Consider the following 22,389-nt stretch of genomic DNA (forward strand, 5'->3'; position numbering starts at 1 on the left):
CTTAAGCGCGTCCTCGGCGGTGTCGGCGGCTGCGAAGCGGTAGCTCTGCACATACGCGCCGTAGAAGCCCGCCAGGAAGGTGCCGGCGCAGAAGATCCAGAACGAGGCCAGCATGATGCCCAACGCGGCGATCAGGCCCGAGGCCACGCCGAAGCCGACCCCCACCACGTATCCGTTGCGGCGGCCATGGTGCCGCATGATGAAGGCGGCAGGCAAGGTGCCGATGGCAAGACCCAGGCCGAACAGACTCACGGGCAAGGTGATCCAGGCCGAATTCTTGGCAAGCTGCTGGCCGACCAGCCCACCCAGCGACATCACGATGGGCGCGCTGGCGCCGCCGAGCGCCTGCGCGGCGGTGAGAACGCCGATGTTTCGGCGCGTGATGCTCTGGTCGGTCATGGGCGTCTTTCTTATTCGTTTGTCTGGCCGGAAATATTACACGCATGAATATATATTCAGTTATATGGACATGCGATGCTCACGAACCATCGCGAGCCGGTCCATCCTCGGAAGCCCCGGCGGAAGCAGCACCGTGCAGGGCCAATGCGAGCAGGTGCTCTTTCACCTGGATCAGTTGCTCCATGCGTTCCTCAACACAGGCGAGATGGCCTTGGACAGCCTGCCTTAGCAGCTCAGGTTCCAGGAACCCCTCATGTGCCCAACCCAGTAGGCGGCGCACGTCATCCAGGCCGATTCCCGAGGCACGGTAGTTGCGAATCAGGTGAAGCCGTTCGACATGGGCCGGGCCATAGCGCCGATAGTTGTTGCGTGACCGCTCCGGGGCTTGCAACAGGCCCTCCCGCTCGTAGAACCGAATGTTCTCCGGGGGGGTGCCCGTCAAGCGCGCAAGTTCACCGATCCTCATCCGGTTCTCCGTGCGCAACGATGGGGAACGCCGCCGTTGCGCATAGCCCTTATCCCGGCGACCGGGCGGATGGTTGCCCGGTGGCGCCCGATTGCACCGTGTGCTCAGTCCAGCCGCCACCCAGCGCCTTGTAGAGGTGGATGAGGTTGTTCAGCCGCGTCAGGCGCGTGCGCACCAGGGTCTGCTGCGCACCGTACTGTGTGCGTTGCGCATCGAGCAAGGTGAGGTTGTCGTCCACGCCTTCCTGGAAGCGTTGCTCGGCTAGTTGGTAGGCTTTCTGGCTAGCCGCTACCAGGAGCTGCTCCGAGCGGATCTGCTCATCAAGCGTGCGCTTGCCCGCCAAGCCGTCAGCCACCTCAGCAAAGGCCGCCTGGATAGACTTCTCGTAGTTGGCGATTTCGATCCTCTTTTGTACCTGTGCCACGTCCAGATTGGCTCGCAACGCGCCGCCGCGGAAGATGGGCAGCGTGATCTGCGGCAGGAAGCTCCAGGCCCGCGAGCCCGAATCGAACAGGCCGTCCAGCGAAGCGCTGGCCGTGCCCGCCGAGCCCGTGAGGCTAATCGTCGGGAAGAACGCGGCCCGCGCCGCGCCGATGTTGGCGTTGGCGCCGATCAGCATCTGCTCGGCGGCGCGGATGTCCGGCCGACGCGCGAGCAGTTCGGACGGCAGGCCGCTCGGCAGGTCGGTCGGCACGATGTCGTCCGGCAGCGCCACGGCCTCGTCAAGCTGCCGGGACAGCTCCGGCGTCAGCGGCTGGCCCAGCAGCAGCACCAGCGCGTTGCGGTCCTTGGCCGCCTGCCGCGTGTAGGCGGCGCGGTTGGCCTCGGCGGTGCGCAGCGCGATCTCCGCGCGGCGCAGGTCGAGCTGCGTGGAATTTCCCGCTTCCACCAGTTGGGTGGTCAGGTCATAGGAGCGCTTCTGTGTGGCGAGGGTGTCGCTCGTCAGGCGCAGCAGTTCCTGGTCGGCGCGCAGCGTGAGGTAGGCGCTGGCCACCTCGGACACCAGGCTCATCTGCGTGGCGATGCGGGTCTCGTCGAGGGCCAGGTAGGACGCCAGCGCCCGGTCGTTGAGGCTGCGGATGCGGCCCCACAGGTCCAGCTCCCAGGCGGCCGTCACCCCGGCCACGTCGTAGCGCCGGAGCACGTCGCTTTGCCCCGTGGTACTGAGGTCGGCCGGTACGCGCTCTGACGCGCCGCGGGCGGAAACGCCCAGGTTCGGCAGCATCTCGGCACGCTGGATACGGTACAGCGCCTGAGCCGCCTCCACGTTGAGCGCGGCTTTGTGCATGTCGCGGTTGTTCTCCAGCGAAATGCCGATCAACTGCTGCAGCAGCGGGTCGCGGAAGAAGTCCCGCCAACCGATCTCGGCCGTGATCGCGTCGTCGGGCGTCGCGGCCGCCAGTTCCACATAGGCCGCGCCCGAGGGATAGGCCGTGTCGATCGGCGCTGCGGGCCGGTCATACTTCGGTGCCATGGAGCAGCCAGCCAGCGCCGCCGCGAGGGCGAGCGGCGCCAGCGTCCTGGCGGGTCGTGTGAATGCGAAAGATGTTTTCATGTCGTATGTCCTCCTGGCCGTCATGCGTGCTGGTCGGTCATGCCGCCACGGGCATGGCGCGCTTCGCGGCGCAGCGCCAGCTTGCGCACCACAACGTAGAACACCGGCGTCAGCACCAGGCCGAATACCGTCACGCCCAGCATGCCGGCGAACACCGCGATGCCCATGGCGTGGCGCATCTCGGCGCCCGCACCGCTGGCCAGCACCAGCGGCACCACGCCAGCGATGAAGGCGAACGACGTCATCAAGATCGGGCGCAGCCGCAAGCGCGCGGCTTCGAGCACGGCTGCCAGCGGATCGGCCCCTTCGCTTTCCTTCGCGCGGGCGAACTCCACGATCAGGATCGCGTTCTTGGCAGCCAGGCCGACCAGCACCACGAAACCGATCTGCGTGAAGATGTTGTTGTCGCCCCCAGAGAGCCAGACGCCGGCGATCGCCGAGAGCAGCGCCATGGGTGCAATCAGCAGCACAGCGAACGGCAGCGACCAACTGTTGTACTGGGCCGCCAGGAACAGGAAGGCGAGCAGCACCGCCAGCGCGAAGATGTAGATCGCCGTGTTGCCAACCCGTTTTTCCTGGAAAGTCAGGTCCGTCCATTCGTAGGTCATACCGTCCGGCAGCGATTCGCTCACGATCTTCTCAATCGCGGCGGTGGCCTGGCCGGACGAGTAGCCCGGCGCTGGCCCGCCGCTGATGTCGGCCGAGGGAAAGCCGTTGTAATGCATCACCCGGTCGGGGCCGGAACTGCGCTCGATGGTCGCGATCGCGCTCAGCGGGATCATGTCGCCCGCTGCATTGCGCACCTTGAGCATGCCTATGTCCTCAGCCTGCATGCGGAACTGCGCATCGGCCTGGGCCATGACCCGGTAGGTGCGACCGAAGCGGTTGAAGTCGTTGACGTAGAGCGAGCCAAGGTTGACCTGCAGGGTGTCGAACACCTCGGTCAGCGATACGCCCTGCGACTTGGCCTTCACCCGGTCGATGTCCACCTGCAACTGCGGCGCATTGGTCTGGAAGCTGGCGAGCATGTTCGCCAGCTCGGGCGCCTGCATGGCCTTGCCCATGATCTGGCCCTGTGCCTGCGCAAGCGCCTCGGGACCCAGGCCCGCCCGGTCCTCGATCTGCAGCTTGAAGCCGCCCATCGAACCCAGGCCCGGCACCGGCGGCGGCGGGAAGATGCCAACGAAGCCGTCCGGGATCTGGCTGAACTTGCCCATGAGCTTGCCCTGGATGGCGAAGGCCGACAGCGACGGGTCCTTGCGCTCATCGAAGGGCTTGAGCATGGCGAACATCAGCGCGGTGTTCGGCTGGTTCACCGGTCCATTGACCGACAGGCCCGGGAAGGCCACCACGCTCTCGACGCCCGGCTCAGCCAGTGCGATCTTGGTCATCTCCTTGACGACCGCCTCGGTGCGATCCAGCGAGGCGCCGGTCGGAAGCTGGGCGATGCCCACGAGATAGTACTTGTCCTGGGCCGGCACGAAGCCCGCAGGCACCTTGTGGAAGCCCAGCCAGGTCAGGCCCAGGAAGCCGACGTAGAGCAGCAGCACGATGGCGCTGCCGCGCACCGCGCGGCGCACGCCCCCGACGTAGGAATTCGAGGCGCGATCGAAGAAGCGGTTGAAGCGGCGGAAGAAGCCGCCGAACACGCCGTCGATGATGCGCGTGAGACGATCGGGCTTGGCCGCGCCGTGGTGCGGCTTGAGCAGGATGGCGGCCAGCGCTGGCGACAGCGTAAGCGAGTTGATCGCCGACAGGATGGTCGAGAACGCGATGGTCAGCGCGAACTGGCGATAGAACTCGCCCTGCAGCCCCGACAGGAACGCCGAGGGGATGAAGACCGCTGCCAGCACCGAGGTGATGGCCAGGATCGGGCCAGTCACTTCATCCATCGCCTTGCGCGCCGCATCCTTGGGCGATTCGCCCAGCGCCATGTGGCGCTCCACGTTCTCCACCACCACGATGGCGTCATCCACCACGATGCCGATGGAGAGCACGAGGCCAAACAGCGACAGCGTGTTCAGCGAGAAGCCGAACATGTGCATCACCGCGAACGTGCCGACCAGCGAGACCGGCACGGCGATCAGTGGAATGATCGACGCGCGCCAAGATTGCAGGAACAGCACCACCACGATCACCACCAGGAGGATGGCCTCCAGCAGCGTGACGGCGACGGACTGGAGCGAGGCGCGCACGAAGACTGTGGGGTCGTAGGCGATCTTGTACTCGATGCCTTCGGGGAACTTGGCCTGCAGCCGCTCCATCGTCGCGCGCACCGCGCTGGACGTGTCCAGGGCATTGGAGCCGGGCGTCATCAGGATTTGCAGGCCGACCGCGTTCTCGCCGTCGAGCTGGCCGCGCATGGTGTAGTTGTCCGAGCCCAGTTCCAGGCGTGCGACGTCGCGCAGGCGGGTCACCTGGCCGTTGGCGCCGGCCTTGATCACGATGTCGCCGAACTGCTCTTCGGTGGTCAGGCGCCCCAGCGCATTGACGCTGACCTGGAAGGCGGCCGACGCATTCGGCTGCTGGCCGATCGAGCCGGCTGCGACCTGCACGTTCTGCTCGCGGATGGCGGCGACCACATCGCTGGCGGTCATGCCCCGCGATGCGACCTTCTCGGGGTCGAGCCAGACGCGCATTGCGTACTCGCCTTCACCGCCGATGATCACGTTGGCGATGCCCGGCAGGCGCGCCAGTTCGTCGCGCACGTTGAGCATCGCGTAGTTGGACACGTACAGCGGGTCGTAGCGGTCCCCCGGCGAGAGCATATGCACCACCATGAGAATATCGGGCGCGGTCTTGTCGGTGACCACGCCGATGCGCTGGACCTCGGGCGGCAACCGGGGCAGCGCGCGTGAGACGCGGTTCTGCACCTGGATCTGCGCGACGTCGGGGTCGATGTGCTGCTCGAACGAGATGGTCAGCACCATCCGCCCGTCCGTGGACATCTGGGACTGCATGTACATCATGCCTTCCACGCCGTTGACCGCCTGCTCCAGCGGCGATGCCACGGTGTCGGCGATCACCTGCGGGTTGGCGCCGGGATAGCTGGCGGTGACCTGCACCGTCGGCGGCGTGACCTGGGGGTACTCGCTCAGGGGGAGCTGGAAATAGCTGATCGCGCCCGCGATCAGCATCAGCACCGACAGGACGATGGCGAAGATCGGCCGGTTGATGAAGAAGCGGGGGAAATTCATTTGCGGGCCTCCGCCGAGCCGGCCGCGCCGTCAGCCTTGGCGGGGTCCGCGCCACCGGCCTTGGCAGGCGCCGCAGCGGGAGCCGGAGCGTTTGCCGCAGCCTTGGTCGCGCCGGTCGCGCCGGCGGCCGGTGCCGCGGGCGCCTGCATGGGCACCATGCGCGGCGTGACCGCCATGCCGGGGCGCACGAGGCCCTTGATGATGATCTTCTCACCGGCCTGCAGGCCGCCGTTGATGACGCGCAGCCCGTCCACCACCGGCCCCAGTTCGATGGGCCGGTACTGGGCCTGGTTGTTCTCGCCCACGACCAGCACGTAGTTGCGCCCTTGGTCGGTGCCCACGGCCTGATCGTCGATCAGGACGGCCTCGCGCGCCGCGCCGGTGGACAGCTTGGCCCGGGCGAACATGCCGGGTGCCATGCGCCCATCCGGGTTGGGCACAACGGCGCGCGCGCGGATCGTGCCGGTGCTTCGGTCAATGGTGTTGCCGACGAAGTCAAGCGCGCCCTTGTGCGGGAAACCCTTGTCCGTGGTCAGCCCGACCTGCACGGGCAGCGAAGCCTTGCTACCGGCGCCCGCAGCGGGCCGCGAGCGGCTGACGACGTTGAGATAGGTGGCCTCATCAATGTCGAAGTACACGTGCAACGGGTCGATGGATACGATCGTGGTCAGCAGCGTGGCCGCGCCGGCGCCGCCACCGCTGACCAAGTTGCCCTCGGTCACGAGCACGCGGTCGACGCGCCCGGCGATGGGCGCAGTGACGCGGGCGTAGGACAGGTCCAGCTGAGCCGCAGCAACGGCGGCCTTAGCCGCCTGCACCTGAGCCTGGCGCGCGTTGCGTGCGGAGGCGGCATCGTCAATAGGTCTTGCGCGCGACGGCGCCGGTCGCCACCAGGCGCTCGGCGCGGTCAAAGTCGGCCTGGGCCTGGCTGGCCAGCACCTCGGCCTGACGCAGTTGCGCCACGGCCGTGTCGAGCGCAACCTGGAACGGCCTCGGGTCGATCTGGAACAGCAGTTGGCCCTTGCGCACGAGGCTACCTTCGGGAACGCTCACCGCATCGACGGCGCCGCCGACCCGCGAGCGCAGCTCGACGGTCTTGGGCGCGGCCAGGAAGCCGGTGTACTCGGCCGATGGCGCGACCGTGCGGGTAATGACCTCGGCCACGGGCACCTGCGGCGCCATCGGCGCGCCCGCCGGGGGCGCCGCGGCCTTGCCCTCGTCCTTGGCGTCGCGGGCAGCGATCGCTATCCCCCCGACGGCTGCGATGACGCCTGCCACCACAATGATTCTGATTTTTTTACGCATGGAAGTGACCCTTTCTTGGATGCAGGACTCCGGCCCTTCCGAAGCGCTCTGCAGACATTTGTGTGGAGGCTAGGCGTTACAACGACGGCAAGGTCAAGCCCTCTTGTTGCCTCAGCGGGCAGACGGCACGGGCAAGGTGGTGGGACGCCCGGCGTCGTCGCCGTGGTTGGCCTCCGGCGCGCCCTTGAAGCGCAGCAGGCGCAGTGCGTTCAGCGTGACCAGGGCCGTGGCGCCGGTGTCGGCCAGCACGGCAACCCACAAGCCGGTGATACCCAACACGGTGGTGACCAGGAACAAGCCCTTGAGGCCAATGGCGAATACGACGTTTTGGTGGATGTTGGCCATCGTCGCCCGCGACAGGGCCACCAGGTGGGCCACGTCCGTGACGCGGCTCTTGAGCAGCGCGGCATCGGCGGTTTCCAGCGCCACGTCCGTGCCGCCGCCCATGGCGATACCCACGTCGGCGGTCGCCAAGGCCGGCGCGTCGTTGATGCCGTCGCCGACCATCGCCACCTTGGCATCACGCTTCATCTCGTTGACCAAGCGCAGCTTGTCCTGCGGCAGCAGCTCGGCCTCCCACTCGATGCCCAGCTTGCCGGCGATCGCCTGCGCGGTGCGGCGGTTGTCGCCGGTCAGCATGACCGAGCGCACGCCCATGGCGTTGAGCTGGGCCACGCCTTCGCGCGCGTCGCGGCGGGGCTCGTCGCGCAGGGCCAGCAGGCCCAGAACGTTCTTGCTGGCTTCGTCGAACAGGACCACCACGGTCTTGCCGCCATCCTCCAGCTTGTCGATTTCCCTGCGGTGCGCGGCTGTCAGCGTGGCCGTCTGTTCCGCATGGGCGGGCGATCCGACAGCGAGCGCACTGCCGTTCACGGTGGCGCGCACCGCCTTGCCGGCAATGGCCGATGCGCCCGTGGCCTGGGGAATCGCCACGTCCAGGCTCTTGGCATGGGCGACAATGGCCTTCGCCAAGGGATGGTTTGAGCCGGACTCGACAGCGGCGGCAAGCGCAAGGACCTGTTGATGCTTGAACAGCCCGAAGGGCAGGACCTCGGTGATGCGCGGCTTGCCCTCGGTCAGCGTGCCAGTCTTGTCGAAGGCAATTGCGCGCACGCGGCCGATGGTTTCCAACGCGTTGCCACCCTTGATCAGCAGGCCCCGTCGTGTGGCCACCGCAAGGCCCGAGGCGATGGCCGCCGGTGTGGAGAGCACCAGCGCACATGGGCAGGCAATCAACAGCAGTGCGAGGCCGCGGTACAGCCAGGTACCCCAGTCGCCACCCATGGCAAGTGGCGGAACCACCACGATCAACGCCGCGATGGCCATGACGGCAGGGGTGTAGTAGCGGCTGAACTTTTCGATGAAGCGAGCCGTGGGCGCCTTGGAGGACTGCGCCTGCTCCACCAGTTGGATGATGCGAGAAATGGTGTTGTCCGATGCCGTCTTCTCGACTTGTACTTCGAGCACGCCATCGACGTTGATGGAGCCGGCGAACACGTCGGCACCGATAGCCTTTTGACGCGGTACGGACTCGCCGGTGATAGGCGACTCGTCCAGGCTGCTTTCACCGCGGAGGATCTTGCCGTCCGCAGGCACCCGGTCACCAGGGCGCACCAGCACGCGGTCGCTCACGCGCAGGGAAGCGGCGGGCACTTCGCGCTGCCCGCCCGCGGCATCGAGCAGTACCGCCGTCTTAGGCACCAGGGAGGCCAGCGCCTTGATGCCGGCGCGCGCGCGGCCGGCGGCCACGCTTTCCAGCAGCTCGCCGATCGCGAACAGGAACACCACGGCAGCAGCTTCCTCGGCCTCGCCTATCACGAGCGCGCCCAGCGAGGCGACGACCATCAGCGTTTCGATAGAGAACGGCGAGCCTGACACAGCCAGCGCGAAGGCTTTGCGAGCGAACGGCAGCACGCCCGCGATCACCGCAGCGGCGAAGATCCATTCAGCGTAGCCAGGAACGAACTGCGCGATCGCGTAGGCCGAGCCCATCAGGCCGCCCAGGCCCAGCACGTGCCTGCCTTTCTTCGTCTGCCACCAGCGCTGATGGCGCGCCGTCGATGCTGCTGCTGGGGCCGCGGGTGCTGAGCCATCATGGCGGCGCACGTCGGAGACGCCGAAGCCCAGGCTCTTGATGGTCTTCTCGATGTGGCCGAGCTGCGTGGGGCCGCCAGACGCGAGCGTCAATTCCAGCGTTTCTGCGGTGAAGTTGATGCGGGCATCGGACACGCCATCCATGCGAGCGAGGGCCGTTTCGATCTTGCCGACGCAACTGGCGCAGTCCATGCCCTCGACGCGCATGGACACGTTGGGGGGCGTGCTGGGTGCTCCACGGGAGGCAGAGGCCGGCGCATGGTCATGCCCACTGCAGGCCCCGTGATCGTGACCGTGGTCATGGGCATGGCCGTGACCATGGGCATGCCCATGGTCATCACCGCACGCTTTGCCGTGCGAATGATCGTGCCCGTGGTCGTGGGCATGCCCATGGTCATGGTGGCCGCCGCAGCCGGCGTGGTCATGCGCGTGGGCCGCATGGCGCGGTGCAGGTGCTGCGGACATTTCGGACGCGGGCAGTGCCTGCACGTCGAAGCCCAGGGACCGGATTTTCTTGGCAATGTCGCGTGCAGTATTTCGGCTACTTGTGCTGCGCGTCAACGTCAGCGTCTCATTTGTAAAATTAACCTGTACATTTGATACGCCATCAATTCGACCAAGCGCTGTTTCAATCTTGCCGACGCAACTGGCGCAATCCATACCTTCGACCCGAAAGCCCAGTTGTTCGTCCTGCGCTCCTGTGCCGTCCTTTGTTTCCAAAGACATATCAATCTCCTGGTTCTCTGAGTAATCGCCGTGGCAGGACGCACAAATCAGCGATCGGAATGTTATACAAACAAATGAACACTTGTTTGTATGTTTATTCAAAAAAAAGAAAGAATCTCTTTCTGGCTGAACCATCCGACCGCTGCTTTATGCTGCTGCCATTAAGTCATTTTTTGTTGCGCAGCATCTGGTAGGTTTCAAATGCGGTGCGGTAGGCATCACTATAGGTATCAGGCGTCTGCTCACCAGCCCAGAATCCAGCCATTCCCGCAACCTGCCAATCTGCCAAATCACTCTTTACTTGAGCACGAGTCAATGCCACCGGAGCCTTGTAAGCCGCACCCAGCTTGAGCTGGAGGTAGCTCTCGTAGGCTTGTTGGTAGGCTTGGGTGTGCGAAGCGGTGGTGATTCCGCGCGAGGTGAGCGCGTGCATGCCGGAGATTTTCCACAGTTCCAAATCAGCCATCACTTCAGCACGAGTCTTTCCTGCTGAGGGCGCCTGATACATATCACCTTGGGTCAATTGCAAGTAGCGCTGAAAGGCAGCCTGGTATTGAGGGCTGGACGTATCCGGGCCGCTTTCGCCGCGAGACAACGCTTCCAGCCCAGATTGCCTCCAAGCAGTCAGATTTTCTTGGACCTGTTGCCGTGTCATATCTGCGGCGAACGGTTGAGCGTTTGCTCCAGCAGCAAAAAGTGCGGAAAGCAGAACAGCAAAGCGAATTTTCTTGGACATGGTCAATACTCCTTGACGTTAAAAATAATGGCGTGGTCCTTACGCCTTTCGGATACCCCGTAGACAAATAATAACACACATGAAGATATGTTCAAGTGTTTATTTTTAGAGTGCTTTTTGCTTGTGGGGTCTTCTAGGCATTCAGCAAGGCGCGCCGGTGTCTCTCTAGATTGATAGCCAAAAAAAGCCTACCCCTTGAAGGAGTAGGCCGGCGCGCACTCACATGTTCAGTCAATCGTCGTGTCTGTCCTCCGAAATGTGAACCGCCATGTCCTGGAGTACCTGGCTGACGTGCTGGTCGGCAATGCCGTAGAAGATGTGCTTGGCTTGGCGCTCGCCGCGCACGAGGCGCGCGCCGCGCAACAGGCGCAGGTGATGGCTGACCAAGGACTGCGACAGGTCTAGCGAGCCAGCAATGTCGCCCACTGCGACCGATCCGCGCATGCACAGCAACAGGATTTTCAATCGCGATTGGTCGCCCAGCAGGCGGAAGGTCTCTGCCAGAACAGCGACGTCACTTTGCGATAGTGCGAGGACATCAGTGGTCGTGCCGTGGTTAGAGGTCGAACATTGCACAATAGCGGCGCTGGTGGTTTTGCGGGATGTCATGGATTCAAACCCTCAAGTGAACTGCGAACCGTCTAGCACGGCCTCAATGCTTGTGACCGGGAGCGGAGTGGTCATGGTCATGGTCATGATTGTGCTCACTGTGGTCGTGGCCGCTGTGGTCCTGACGGCCTGTCGTGGGTTGCAGGCTGCAGATGTTCTCGTCAGCCTCCGAGTTCCAGTCGATTCCGACTGTGGCGTGTTCGATGCTGAACTGCTCTCGCAGCACCGCCTCGACGCGCTTGACCACAGCTCGCGCCTCCTCGTCCACGTTGGGTCGAACGTGTAGCGTGGCCATCGTGCGACCGGAAGTGAGTTGCCACACGTGAACATGGCTGACAGCCGCCAGGCCGGGCACAGTGCTCATCAGGCCTTGTTCCACCTTTTCCGGCGAAGCGTCCTCTGGCGCACCCTCCAACAGGATATGGATCGACTTGGCCAGGAGCTTCCAGGCGCTGCGCAGAATCAACGCCGCTACTAGAACCGACAGGATGGGGTCGATCGGAGTCCAGCCGGTGAAGTAGATGACGATCGCTGCAACGATGGCGCCGACAGAGCCGAGCAGGTCACCCATCACGTGGAGGATGGCACCTTTCACATTGACGTGATCGGTTTCGCCGCGGGTCATGATCCACAGCACGAGGACGTTGATCAGTAAGCCGAGCACGGCGACGATCATCATCGGGCCGGCGAGGATGACGGGCGGCGCCTGCAGCCGCTCCCACGCCTCGTAGGCGATCCATGCGACGATCGCGAACAGGGTCACGGCGTTCAGGAAGCCGGCGATGACCTCGAAGCGCAGGTAACCGAATGTGCGTTTGCTGTCGGCTGCGCGGCGACCGAATCGGAAGGCAGCGTAAGCCAGGGCAAGTGCCACGGCGTCGGTCAGCATGTGGCCAGCATCGGCAAGTAGGGCTAGCGAGCCCGACAGCACGCCGCCGACAGCTTCCACGAGCATGAAGCCGAAGATCAGGAAGAAGGAAACCAGAACCTTGCGCTCGTTGGCGCTGGTCACTGTGGGGGTGTGGTCGTGATCATGGTCGTGACCATGATCATGTGCATTGGATTGGGACATGGGCGCCTCTGCTGGTTGAGTGTTTGACTATGGTGAAATATAACACATGAATATGTGTTCATTTGATATATTTTGGCTCACCCTTCTCAGCCTCCGAAGCCATGCGTTGTGATGCCGCAACGAGAAAATGTGCCTATCCTTTCGGCCAGATACGGTGCAGGTCATCCAGAATCAGCTGGTGATGGTGCCTGCCTTGGTCTGCGTGTGTGCGTAAATGAGGGTGATCCGGCGGCAAGCTGGGGTGGTCATGCGCCACGTCAGAAGGGTCGCTGGCCGGCCACAGCCAGAGCGTCAGCGCCACGCCGGCCAAGCCGACCAGGGACATGACAATGAAGGTCGATGGCAAGCCCATGACCGCGCCGAAGCGGCCGGCAAGTGGGTAGCAGATGAGCCAACAGGCGTGCGACAGCGCGAAGTGTGCCGCGAAGATCGCAGGACGGTCCTCGGCATGGGCCGAGCGGCGCAGAAGACGGCCGGATGGCGTTTGCGCCACGCTGTAGCCAAAGCCGATGATCAACCACAGCGGCAGCAACAATGCATAGCTCGGCAGCAGTGCGCCGATCCCCGTGCCCACGACCAGTACGGTAGCGCCGGTGAGCATCGCGGTTCGGTCGGCCACCTTTTCCAGTAAGGATGGCAGAACGAAGGCTGCCACCATCGAACCGCCTCCGAATGCCGCCAGTGCCGACGCCACTTCGACCTCGCCTAGGCCAAAGCGCGCCTTCACGAGAACCACCGTGTTCACGATCACCATGGCGCCCGCCGCCGAGACGGCCAAGCTGATCGCCAGCAGGCCCCGCAGGCGTGGCGTAGCGAGATAGATGCGTGTGCCGCGGGTCGTGCGATCCCAAATGCCGCGGCGCGGTCCGGGAATAGTTGTGGGCAACCGCACGCTGACCACGAGCGCGGCTGAAACGAGGAAACCGAGCACTGTTCCCGCGAACAGGTTGTGAAAGCTGATGACGGTCAGCAGCGCAGCAGCCAGCATCGGGGAAATCAGGCTTTCCAGGTCATAGGCCAGCCGGGACAGCGACAGCGCCTTCGTGTAGTCCTCTTCATCGGGAAGGATGTCCGGGATAGTGGCTTGGAAAGTCGGCGTGAAGCCGGCGGATGCCGCTTGCAGGACAAAGATCAGCAGATAGATCTGCCAGACCTCGGTGACAAAGGGCAAACAGATCGCGACAACCGCTCGTACCAGGTCCAGCGCTACGAGCAATGACCGTCGCGGGAACTGGTCGGCGAAGGCCTGTGCGACTGGAGCGACTCCCACATAGGCCAGCATCTTGATAGCCAGCGCCGACCCGAGCACCGCACCTGCATCGGCCCCGGCCAGCTCGTAGGCAAGTAGGCCGAGCGCTACCGTCATCAGGCCTGTGCCGACGAGTGCGATCACCTGCGCGGTGAACAGGTGGCGGTAGGTGCGGTTCTTTAGGACGGAGAGCATCGAGAGACCTCAGAGCAGTCTGGTTAGCGCCTTCATTTCGGCTAGAACGGAGTCCTCATCATGAGATAGGCAGTGGTCGATGTGGTCATGGATCAGGACGCGCTTGGCCGCTGTGACGGCGCTCTCCACCGCAGCGAGCTGGCGAGCGATGTCCAGGCAGGTTTCTTCTCCTTCGATCATCCCGATGACGTGTCGCAGATGACCCTCGGCGCGCTTGAGCCGTTTCACGAGATCTGGGTGGCTGGTGTGCTTGTGCATCTCTTTCATGCAGCAATCATATCCCCCCCCGGGGGATATGCTCAAGGAGTCTGCATAGCTGTTTGCGCAGTGGATTAGCCCCACCTCGCCTCTCGATGTCTTGCGCCCGACGCCCTCTCTAAGGCGATTGGTGCTCAAAGGATGTAAGGTTTTCTTTCCCATTCATATGAATAGATATACAATTGTTCATATCTAAGCCAGTGAACAGTGGCTTTTCAACGACAAGCACTTGCTCGGAAAGAGAACACCCAGCCGGGGGTAAGTACTGATGCAACACCGATGGAGAATTGAATGCTTCGCAAAGACATACGCAAGGGATGGATATGGGCGGTATCCACGCTTTGGGCCGGCACCGTGCTAGCCCAGCCAGTAGCCGCCCCTCACGTCCCATCCAGACCAGACAGCCACATGGTCGCCCAATTGTGGGAGTCAGCTTGGCAGCGGCAGCCAGAAGCCGCTGGAGAAGGCGCCTGGCAGCAGGCCGCCCAAGCACGCCAAGAGACGGCCGGCAGTTGGGTGGCAGGTCCGATGGCGCTGGAAGCCTCCACCAAAACTGATCGGTTCAACAACCGCAACGGACAGCGCGAATATGAAGTCGGGGTGGCTATTCCCCTTTGGATGCCTGGTGAGCGCGCCTCGTCGGCACGCTGGGCGGACGCGGAAAGCCTCGCGCTATCCAGCCGGATGCTGGCCGCCAAGCTACGCACGGCCGGACAGGTTCGCCAGGCATGGTGGGCATGGCAGCGTGCCCAGGCCGAATTGGTGGCGGCGCAGGATCGCACCCGCAGCGCGGACGAGTTGGCGCAAGATGTGGCTCGCCGGGTTCGCGCGGGCGACCTGGCGCAAGCCGACAGAAACCAGGCCGATGGCGCCTTGGCGTCGGCTCGTAGTGCCCTGGCCATTGCTCAGGCCGAAGAAATCACGCAGCGCGAGGCGTTGTTGGCACTGACCGGCATCGAGAGTATCCCGTCGCAGGCCGATTCCGCGCAGCCGGAGCAGTCAGGTGTCCGAGTTCAACCGGCATCGGCACAGCCGTCCGGCGCGTTGTTGGGTAACCACCCTGCGCTGCTGGAACTGCAGCACAAGGCGCTGGCGGCCCGCCGCTCTGCGGAACTGGTGTCCCATCAGAAGTACGCCAACCCCGAACTGACCCTGGCGACCACGCGGGATCGGGGCGGCTACGGCGAACGCTACAACCAGACGATCACGGTGGGTGTGCGCATTCCCTTCGGTACGGGTAGCCGTCATACCGAGCAATTGTCCAGCGCCAATGCGCAGGCACTGGAGGCTGAGTCGGCACTCGCGGCCCAGCGCACCCGGCTACTCTCGGAAATTCGAACTGCCCAATCGCGCGAACTGGCAACCAGCACCCAGATGCAGGCCGCTTCGGAGCGCCAGCGACTAGCCCAACAAACGCGCACCTTCTACCAAAAGTCGTTCGCGATGGGCGAGACGGACATGCCGACACGCCTTCGCATCGAGCAGGAGGCCACCGAGGCCGAGCGCGCGGCGCTGCTCGCCAAGGTGGAGCATGCCGCGGCCATCTCGTCCCTGTTGCAGGCTCAAGGCACGCTGCCGCAGCCGACCGAGACTTTCACTGACATCTCCGGCACGCGCTGATCAGCGCGCGCTCAACCATCCTGGAACCTTAGAAATGTCGCAATCCTCTTTCTGGCGTGCTGCTGCCTTGTCCAGCCTCCTGCTTGGCACCAGCGCAACGTGGGCCGGCGACGGCCATGACCATGGCGAAGCCGCTCCTGCCCCCGCAGCGGCCGCGCTTCCGCGCTTTGCCGCAGTTTCCGATGACTTCGAACTGGTGGGTGTGCTGAACGGCCAGCGTCTCACACTCTACCTCGACCATGCTGCCGACAACCGGCCGGTGACCAATGGCGAGCTGACCCTCGAGCTGGGTGGTCGACAGGTAAAGGTCAGCCCACACGGGGTTGGAGAGTTCGAGGCCGATCTGACTGAGCCGCTATCCGATGGCGAGACCTCAATCATGGCCACTGTTACTGCGCAGAGCCAATCGGACCTGTTGACTGGCGTTCTCGATGTTCATAGCGAAGACGCCGAACACGAGCATGCCGTCGCATCCGGCCGTGTGCTCGTACTAGGTGGCGGTGCCGCAGTCCTCGGCGTCGGTGTCCTAGCGTGGGCGCTGCGCAGACGTACACGCACCAACGGTGCACTGCGAGGTGCAGCATGAAGCGCAACTTCCGTTTCCTAATGACGACGGCCATGGCGGCTGCATTGGCTCTGGCTGCTCCCGCGTTCGCTCACGACGGTCACGACCACGGCGACGAAGCGCCGGCTGCGTCTTCCAATGGCCCCCAGCGCCAGCCTGATGGCAGCGTGTTTCTTCCGAAACCGTCACAACGTCAGATCGGTGTACGCACCCAGCTGATCAAGCAGGAGCCCTTGGCCCGCAGCCATGAACTGGCTGGCAAAGTAATCATGGACCCGACGACAGGCGGCAAGGTCCAGGCAATGGTAATGGGCCGGCTGGTGCCCGGGCCGGATGGTCTGCCGCAGATCGGCCAATCCGTGCGCAAGGGCCAGGTGCTGGCTTACATCGAACCGGCCAGCGGTGTGCTGGAGCGCTCAGGCCAGATGGCCCAGGTTGCCGAGCTGCGTGCGGGCCAAGCGCTCGCGCAGAAGCGCCTGGCCCGGCTGCGCGAGCTGTCGGAGACCGTGCCCCGCAAGGAGATCGAAGCAGCCGAAAGCGAAGTAAACAGCCTGACCGAACGCGCCCGCGCCTTGAGCGGGGGCCTCGCCGGCAGGGACGTACTAAAGGCCCCAGTCAGCGGCGTCATCGCATCCAGCCCCGCAGTTGCCGGGCAGGTCGTGGATGCGCGCGAACTGGTGTTTGAGGTGGTCGATCCGACCCAACTGCGCATCGAGGCGCTTGCCTACGATCCGGCAATGGCACAGAACCTGGCCGGTGCTGCACTCGCAGTAGGCGGTCAGAAGGTGCCGCTGAGCTTCGTCGGGGCCGCCAGCAGCCTGCGCGAGCAGGCCCTGCCCATGCTGTTCAAGGGCACCAGCGAAAGCCTCTCGCGCTTGGCGGTCGGTATGCCGGTGGTGGTCTTCGTGCAAGAGGCGACGACGGTACCTGGCTACCGCGTGCCTTCCGGTGCGCTGATGAAGAACCCTGCCAACCAGAACATCGTCTGGGTCAAAGACCAGGCCGAGCGCTTCGAGCCACGTGTCGTGAACATCACTCCTTTGGATGGTGCATCCATCGCTGTCACTTCGGGCCTGGCGGACGGCGACCGCGTGGTTGTCGAGGGCGCGTCCCTGATCAATCAAGTTCGTTGAGGGGCACCATTCCATGTTCAAGTGGCTTCTCGAAAATAGCTTACGAAACCGGCTCCTGGTCATCATCGGGGCGCTGGTGCTGATGGCGTATGGCGCGTTCACCCTGACGCGCACGCCGGTAGATGTCTTTCCCGATCTCAACAAGCCGACCGTCACTCTCATGACGGAGGCTGGCGGCATGGCTGCCGAAGAAGTCGAGCAGCTCATCACGTTCCCGCTCGAAACGGCCATGAACGGCCTGCCCAGCGTCGAAAGCGTGCGCTCGGTCTCCAGCGCCGGGCTTTCCTTCATCTACGTGACATTTGACTGGAAGACAGACATCTTCCGGGCGCGCCAGATGGTCTCCGAACGCCTGACGTCCATGGAGGAAGGGCTAGCCCCGGGCGTGACGCCCACGATGGGGCCAATCAGCTCAGTGATGGGCGAGATCATGCAGATTGCAATCCCCATCGGTGCCAAGCCCTCAGGGCAGAAGAACGCAGCCCCGCCGCTGTCGGCCATGGACACGCGCGAGTACGCGGACTGGGTGTTACGCCCCCGGCTGATGGCCATACCTGGCGTTGCCCAAGTCATCCCGATCGGAGGCGAGGTCCGTCAGTTCCAGGTCCAGCCCAACACCACGCGAATGTCAGAGCTGGGCGTGACTGCGTCCGACCTGGATGCGGCTCTCAAGGGCTTCTCCGCGAACACTTCCGGCGGCTTCCTGGAGATCAATGGCCGCGAGTACCTGATCCGCAACCTGGGCCGCACGTCCCGACTCGACGACCTGCGTAACCTGCCTCTCGCGGTGCGTGCGGGCCAACCCATCCTGATCCACCAGGTCGCCGATGTTCAGTTTGCGCCAGCCATCAAGCGCGGCGATGCGGGCTTCGAGGGCCTGCCAGCCGTGATCCTGGGCATCCAAAAGCAGCCCACGGCCGATACGATTGCACTGACCCGCTCGATCGAGTCAGCGTTAGCGGACATGAAGGGCTCACTGCCGGCTGGCATGGCCGAGCCGCAAGTGACCTTCCGACAAGCCAACTTCATCGAGGCGTCCATCAGCACGCTGCAAGGCAAGCTCATCGGCGCATCGGTCTTCGTGGCGGTGATCCTGTTCTTCTTCCTGGGCACTTTGCGCCCCCTGGTGATCGCGTTGACCGCGATTCCTGCCTCGATCTTCGTGACCGGGCTGGTGTTCCACTATTTCGGCCTGTCAATCAACACCATGACGCTCGGTGGGCTGGCGATCGCCATCGGCGGTCTCGTGGACGATGCTGTGGTCGATGTGGAGAACATCATGCGGCGGCTCAAGGAGAACCGCGCCCGCCACCCTGAGAACCGGCTGACGCCCCTGGTCATCGTTGCCAGGGCCTCGATGGAGGTTCGCTCGGCGATTCTCTACGCCACGATGATCATTGTGCTGGTGTTCCTGCCCCTGTTCGCGCTGCCGGGGATGGAAGGGCGCTTGTTCGTGCCGCTGGGCATCGCTTTCATCGTCTCCACGCTAGCCTCGCTGCTGGTCTCTGTGACGGTCACTCCGGTGCTGTCGTACTACCTGCTGCCCAAGATGAGGACGCTGGACCATGGCGACACTCGGATTCTAGCCTGGCTTAAGGCGCGTTATCAGGGCGGCCTGCAGCGGGTCTTGCAGCGGCCGCGTGCCGCCCTTGGCATGGCCGCTGTGGCTGTCACACTGGCTGTCGCCGCGGTGCCATTCTTCCCGACCACGTTCCTGCCCCCGTTCAATGAAGGAACGTTGCTGGTGGGCCTGCGCCTGAATCCCGGTGTGACGCTGGCCGAATCTTCGGCGCTTGCCCAGCAAGCCGAGCTGCTGGTCGCGCAGGTGCCGGAGGTGCAGCACGTGGGCCGGCGCAGCGGACGGGCCGAGCTGGACGAGCATGCCGAAGGTGTGCATGTCAGTGAACTGGACGTGGGTCTGCTGCCTGCCTCAGAGCTAAAGCGCTCCATGGAGGAGATCACCGCCGACATCCGTTCGCGTCTGGCTCACTTGCCCGGCTCCATCGGCATTGGCCAGCCGATCTCGCACCGCATCGACCACATGTTGTCGGGGGTGCGCTCGCAGATCGCCATCAAGGTGTTCGGCGAGGACCTGGACGTCCTGCGCGGGCAGGCGGATCTGCTGCGCGCCAAGCTGGCCGGAATTCCGGGGCTTGCTGACCTGGAGATCGAAAAGCAGGTCCTTGCGCCGCAGATCAAAATCCGCGTGGATTATGCGGCGGCGGGACGCTACGGCGTGGCCGCACCGCAAATTCTGTCCACGCTACAAAGCCTGGTCGAAGGCGAAAAGATCACCGAGGTCATCGAGGGCAACCGCCGCTTCGCGCTGGTGGTTCGCCTGCCCGAGCAGGCGCGGTCGATTGAGGGCTTGAGCCGCATCCTCATCGACACGCCCATGGGTCGGGTCCCGTTGTCGCGCCTTGCCACCATCGAAGACAGCGACGGCCCCAACCAGGTCAGCCGCGACGATGGCCGTCGGCGCATAGTTTTGTCGGCCAACGCTCAGAGACGGCCGCTGTCCGAAGTAGTGGCCGACATACGCAGCGTCGTCCAAGAAGTGCGCTTGCCCGAAGGCTACTTCATCACGCTGGGCGGCCAGTTCCAGGCACAAGAGGAAGCCTCGCGACTGGTGGGCCTGCTGTCCATCGTCTCCCTGACGCTCATGTTCGTGGTGTTGTACACGCGCTACAAGTCGGTCGCCCTATCGGCGCTCATCATGGTGAACATTCCATTGGCCCTGGTCGGCGCCGTGCTGGGGCTGTGGCTGTCTGGCCAGCCGTTGTCCGTGGCCGCTCTGGTCGGCTTCATCACGCTCGCGGGTATTTCTGTGCGCAACGGCATCCTGAAGGTGAGCCACTACCTCAACCTCATGCGCATGGAGGGCGAGGACTTCGACCAGAAGATGATCGTGCGTGGCTCGCTCGAACGGCTTTCCCCGGTTCTGATGACCGCGCTGGTCACGGCCTTCGCACTGGCCCCGCTGTTGTTCGAGGCGTCACGACCCGGTACTGAGATCCTGCACCCCGTCGCGGTGGTGATCTTCTCGGGGCTGGTCAGCTCCACGCTGCTGGACACCTTCCTTACACCCGCCATGTTCTGGCTGTTCGGCCGCAAGCCTGCCGAACGCCTGCTGGACGACCGCGACGCGGGGGCATTCTGATGCAACGCCTTCTGTCACCCGATTTCAACCACCGTAACCCTATAGGAGCTTTCATGTCTGTTCGATTTCGTTCCCTCACGGCTGGCACCGCCCTCGCCCTGGCATCCGTCACCGCCTTCGCCGCAGGCGACCATGACCACGCGCATGACCACAAGCCGCTGCATGGTGGCGTCGTGACCGAAGTCCGGGACGTGGACTACGAGTTGGTCGTTCAGCCCGCAGCAGCGCAACTCTACCTGCGCGACCACGGCAAGCAGGTCAACGTAAGCAACACCAAAGCCAAGCTCACGCTGTTGACCGGCTCACAAAAGCAGGAGGTGCAACTCACGCCTGCCGCGGACGGAAGCCGCCTCGAAGGCAGCGGGACCTTCGCCGCAGCCAAGGGCACGAAGGCCGTTGTCCAAGTCGAACGTGGGGGCAATACCGCGAGCGCCCGGTTCGTTCTTCCGTAGTGTTCAACGTGATCGTCAGGGAACGAGCTGTAATCTGGCGACCACCTGACAAAAGGCGCGACATAGGCGCTCACTATTTCCTCAAAAACTTTGGAGATGTAAATCATGGACATGCATTTCGACGTCATTGTTATCGGTGCCGGCCCTGGCGGATACATCGCGGCCATTCGCGCTGCCCAATTAGGCATGAAGGTCGCTTGTGTAGATGCCTGGAAGAACAAGGACGGAAAGCCAGCACCTGGCGGTACCTGCAACAACATCGGTTGTATCCCTTCGAAAGCGCTACTGCAGTCGTCAGAGAACTTTGAACAAGCCAAGCACCACTTTGGCACGCACGGCATCTCCACGGGTGATCTGCGCATGGATGTGACCACGATGCTGGAACGTAAGAATCAGGTGGTGAAGTCCAGCAACGAAGGCATCCTTTATCTGTTCCGCAAAAACAAGGTCCAGTTCTTCAACGGCCTGGCGTCTTTCACCAGGACTGTCGATGGTGGCTTCGAGGTGAGCGTCGCCGCCGATGAGGCTGTTACCTTGGTGGGCAAGCAGATCATCGTTGCCACAGGCTCCAACGTGCGGCCGCTCCCCAACCTACCGTTCGATGAGCGGGTCGTGCTCTCCAACGACGGCGCGCTGAACATCGCGGCCGTGCCCAATCGGTTGACCGTCATCGGTGCCGGCGTGATCGGCCTGGAGCTGGGCTCCGTTTGGCGCCGCCTGGGGGCGGATGTCACGATCCTCGAAGGCTTGCCCAGCTTCCTGCCAATCGTCGACCAAGCCATCGCCAAGGAGGCGAAGAAGGCGTTCGACAAGCAAGCCCTGAAGATCGAACTAGGTGCGAAGGTTCGCGAAGTCAATGCAACCGAGGCCGGCGTGACTATTCACTACACCGACAGCCAGGGCCAGACGCAGTCCTTGCAGGCAGACAAAGTGATCGTGGCTATCGGCCGTGTGCCCAACACCGAAGGCCTGAATCCGGCCGCCGTGGGACTCCAACTGGATGAGCGCGGCGCCGTGGTGGTGGACGATGCATGCCGCACCAGTGTGCCCGGCATCTGGGCCATCGGTGACGTGGTGCGTGGCCCGATGTTGGCGCACAAGGCGGAAGAGGAAGGTGTCGCAGTGGCCGAGCGCATTGCCGGCCAGCACGGTCACGTCGATTTCAACACGATCCCCAACGTCATCTACACCAGCCCGGAGATTGCCTGGGTAGGCCGCACCGAGCAGCAGCTCAAAGAGCAGGGCACCGCCTATCGAATCGGTTCCTTCCCGTTCATGGCCAATGGCCGCGCGCGTGCACTGGGCGACACGACGGGCCTCGTCAAGGTGATCGCCGATTCTGCCACGGACGAGATACTCGGCGTGCATGTAGTCGGCCCGCAGGCCAGCGAACTGGTGGCCGAGGCCGTGATCGCCATGGCGTTCAAGGCCAGCAGCGAAGACATCGCCCGCATCTGCTTTGCCCATCCGACCCTCTCCGAGACGTTCAAAGAGGCCTCGCTGGCAGTGGACAAGCGCGCGCTCAACTTCTGATTGATCGGAAGCGGCATCCAAACCGCCTCACCGAACGCAGCTGCGGGCGGTGGGGCGCATATCGC

15 protein-coding genes and 2 pseudogenes are annotated in these 22,389 nt (G+C 63.9%); 6 read left to right on the plus strand and 11 right to left on the minus strand.

Annotated features, from left to right (window positions below; translation table 11 throughout):
* The 11 genes and pseudogenes from B3E94_RS03390 to B3E94_RS03445 all read right to left on the minus strand — a co-directional run.
* Nucleotides 1-399: pseudogene (locus tag B3E94_RS03390) on the minus strand (MFS transporter); the annotation flags it as partial.
* Between the two features lie 79 nt (nucleotides 400-478).
* Nucleotides 479-865: a MerR family transcriptional regulator gene (locus B3E94_RS03395; RefSeq protein ID WP_015912830.1), complete on the minus strand. Its 387-nt coding sequence runs from the start codon at nucleotides 863-865 to the stop codon at nucleotides 479-481.
* A 49-nt stretch (nucleotides 866-914) separates the two neighbouring features.
* Nucleotides 915-2,420, minus strand: a complete 1,506-nt coding sequence (locus B3E94_RS03400) for an efflux transporter outer membrane subunit (protein WP_003821143.1) — start codon at nucleotides 2,418-2,420, stop codon at nucleotides 915-917.
* Between the two features lie 20 nt (nucleotides 2,421-2,440).
* On the minus strand, nucleotides 2,441-5,617 hold the full coding sequence (locus B3E94_RS03405) for an efflux RND transporter permease subunit (RefSeq protein WP_012614062.1): 3,177 nt from the start codon (nucleotides 5,615-5,617) through the stop codon (nucleotides 2,441-2,443).
* Nucleotides 5,614-6,922 (minus strand): annotated as a pseudogene (locus tag B3E94_RS03410) (efflux RND transporter periplasmic adaptor subunit). Before B3E94_RS03410 ends, B3E94_RS03405 begins: the two are co-directional and overlap by 4 nt.
* A gap of 111 nt (nucleotides 6,923-7,033) precedes the next feature.
* Nucleotides 7,034-9,742, minus strand: coding sequence for a heavy metal translocating P-type ATPase (locus B3E94_RS03420; RefSeq protein WP_071556409.1), 2,709 nt, complete (start codon nucleotides 9,740-9,742; stop codon nucleotides 7,034-7,036).
* A 166-nt stretch (nucleotides 9,743-9,908) separates the two neighbouring features.
* On the minus strand, nucleotides 9,909-10,478 hold the full coding sequence (locus B3E94_RS03425) for a DUF4148 domain-containing protein (RefSeq protein WP_021204993.1): 570 nt from the start codon (nucleotides 10,476-10,478) through the stop codon (nucleotides 9,909-9,911).
* Between the two features lie 231 nt (nucleotides 10,479-10,709).
* Nucleotides 10,710-11,087, minus strand: a complete 378-nt coding sequence (locus B3E94_RS03430; protein ID WP_023110690.1) for an ArsR/SmtB family transcription factor — start codon at nucleotides 11,085-11,087, stop codon at nucleotides 10,710-10,712.
* 43 nt (nucleotides 11,088-11,130) lie between these two features.
* Nucleotides 11,131-12,159, minus strand: a complete 1,029-nt coding sequence (locus B3E94_RS03435; RefSeq protein WP_021205762.1) for a cation diffusion facilitator family transporter — start codon at nucleotides 12,157-12,159, stop codon at nucleotides 11,131-11,133.
* Between the two features lie 133 nt (nucleotides 12,160-12,292).
* Nucleotides 12,293-13,603 (minus strand): MFS transporter, encoded by a 1,311-nt coding sequence (locus tag B3E94_RS03440; RefSeq protein WP_003821155.1) that lies wholly within the window; start codon nucleotides 13,601-13,603, stop codon nucleotides 12,293-12,295.
* A gap of 9 nt (nucleotides 13,604-13,612) precedes the next feature.
* A complete protein-coding gene (locus tag B3E94_RS03445) occupies nucleotides 13,613-13,870 on the minus strand; it encodes a metal-sensing transcriptional repressor (protein ID WP_003821156.1) in 258 nt (85 codons plus the stop codon).
* A 399-nt stretch (nucleotides 13,871-14,269) separates the two neighbouring features.
* Between B3E94_RS03445 and B3E94_RS03450 the strand changes: the two genes are divergently transcribed.
* From B3E94_RS03450 to lpdA, 6 genes are all read left to right on the plus strand, one after another.
* On the plus strand, nucleotides 14,270-15,481 hold the full coding sequence (locus tag B3E94_RS03450; RefSeq protein ID WP_223656232.1) for a TolC family protein: 1,212 nt from the start codon (nucleotides 14,270-14,272) through the stop codon (nucleotides 15,479-15,481).
* Nucleotides 15,482-15,515: 34 nt separating this feature from the next.
* Nucleotides 15,516-16,067: a hypothetical protein gene (locus B3E94_RS03455; RefSeq protein WP_039016763.1), complete on the plus strand. Its 552-nt coding sequence runs from the start codon at nucleotides 15,516-15,518 to the stop codon at nucleotides 16,065-16,067.
* Nucleotides 16,064-17,179, plus strand: coding sequence for an efflux RND transporter periplasmic adaptor subunit (locus B3E94_RS03460; protein WP_003821159.1), 1,116 nt, complete (start codon nucleotides 16,064-16,066; stop codon nucleotides 17,177-17,179). The genes B3E94_RS03455 and B3E94_RS03460 overlap by 4 nt, the downstream gene beginning before the upstream one ends.
* Before the next feature lie 13 nt (nucleotides 17,180-17,192).
* Nucleotides 17,193-20,339 (plus strand): efflux RND transporter permease subunit, encoded by a 3,147-nt coding sequence (locus B3E94_RS03465; protein WP_039016762.1) that lies wholly within the window; start codon nucleotides 17,193-17,195, stop codon nucleotides 20,337-20,339.
* A gap of 53 nt (nucleotides 20,340-20,392) precedes the next feature.
* Complete coding sequence (locus B3E94_RS03470) at nucleotides 20,393-20,791, plus strand: hypothetical protein (RefSeq protein ID WP_015912828.1); 399 nt, start codon at nucleotides 20,393-20,395, stop codon at nucleotides 20,789-20,791.
* A gap of 105 nt (nucleotides 20,792-20,896) precedes the next feature.
* Nucleotides 20,897-22,324 carry a dihydrolipoyl dehydrogenase gene (lpdA, locus tag B3E94_RS03475; protein ID WP_003821161.1) on the plus strand — a complete coding sequence of 476 codons (1,428 nt, stop codon included), beginning with the start codon at nucleotides 20,897-20,899 and terminating at the stop codon, nucleotides 22,322-22,324.
* Nucleotides 22,325-22,389: the final 65 nt, after the last annotated feature.

The organism is Pseudomonas sp. UBA6315, assembly GCF_002438125.1.
GTDB classification, from domain to species: domain Bacteria; phylum Pseudomonadota; class Gammaproteobacteria; order Pseudomonadales; family Pseudomonadaceae; genus Aquipseudomonas; species Aquipseudomonas faucium.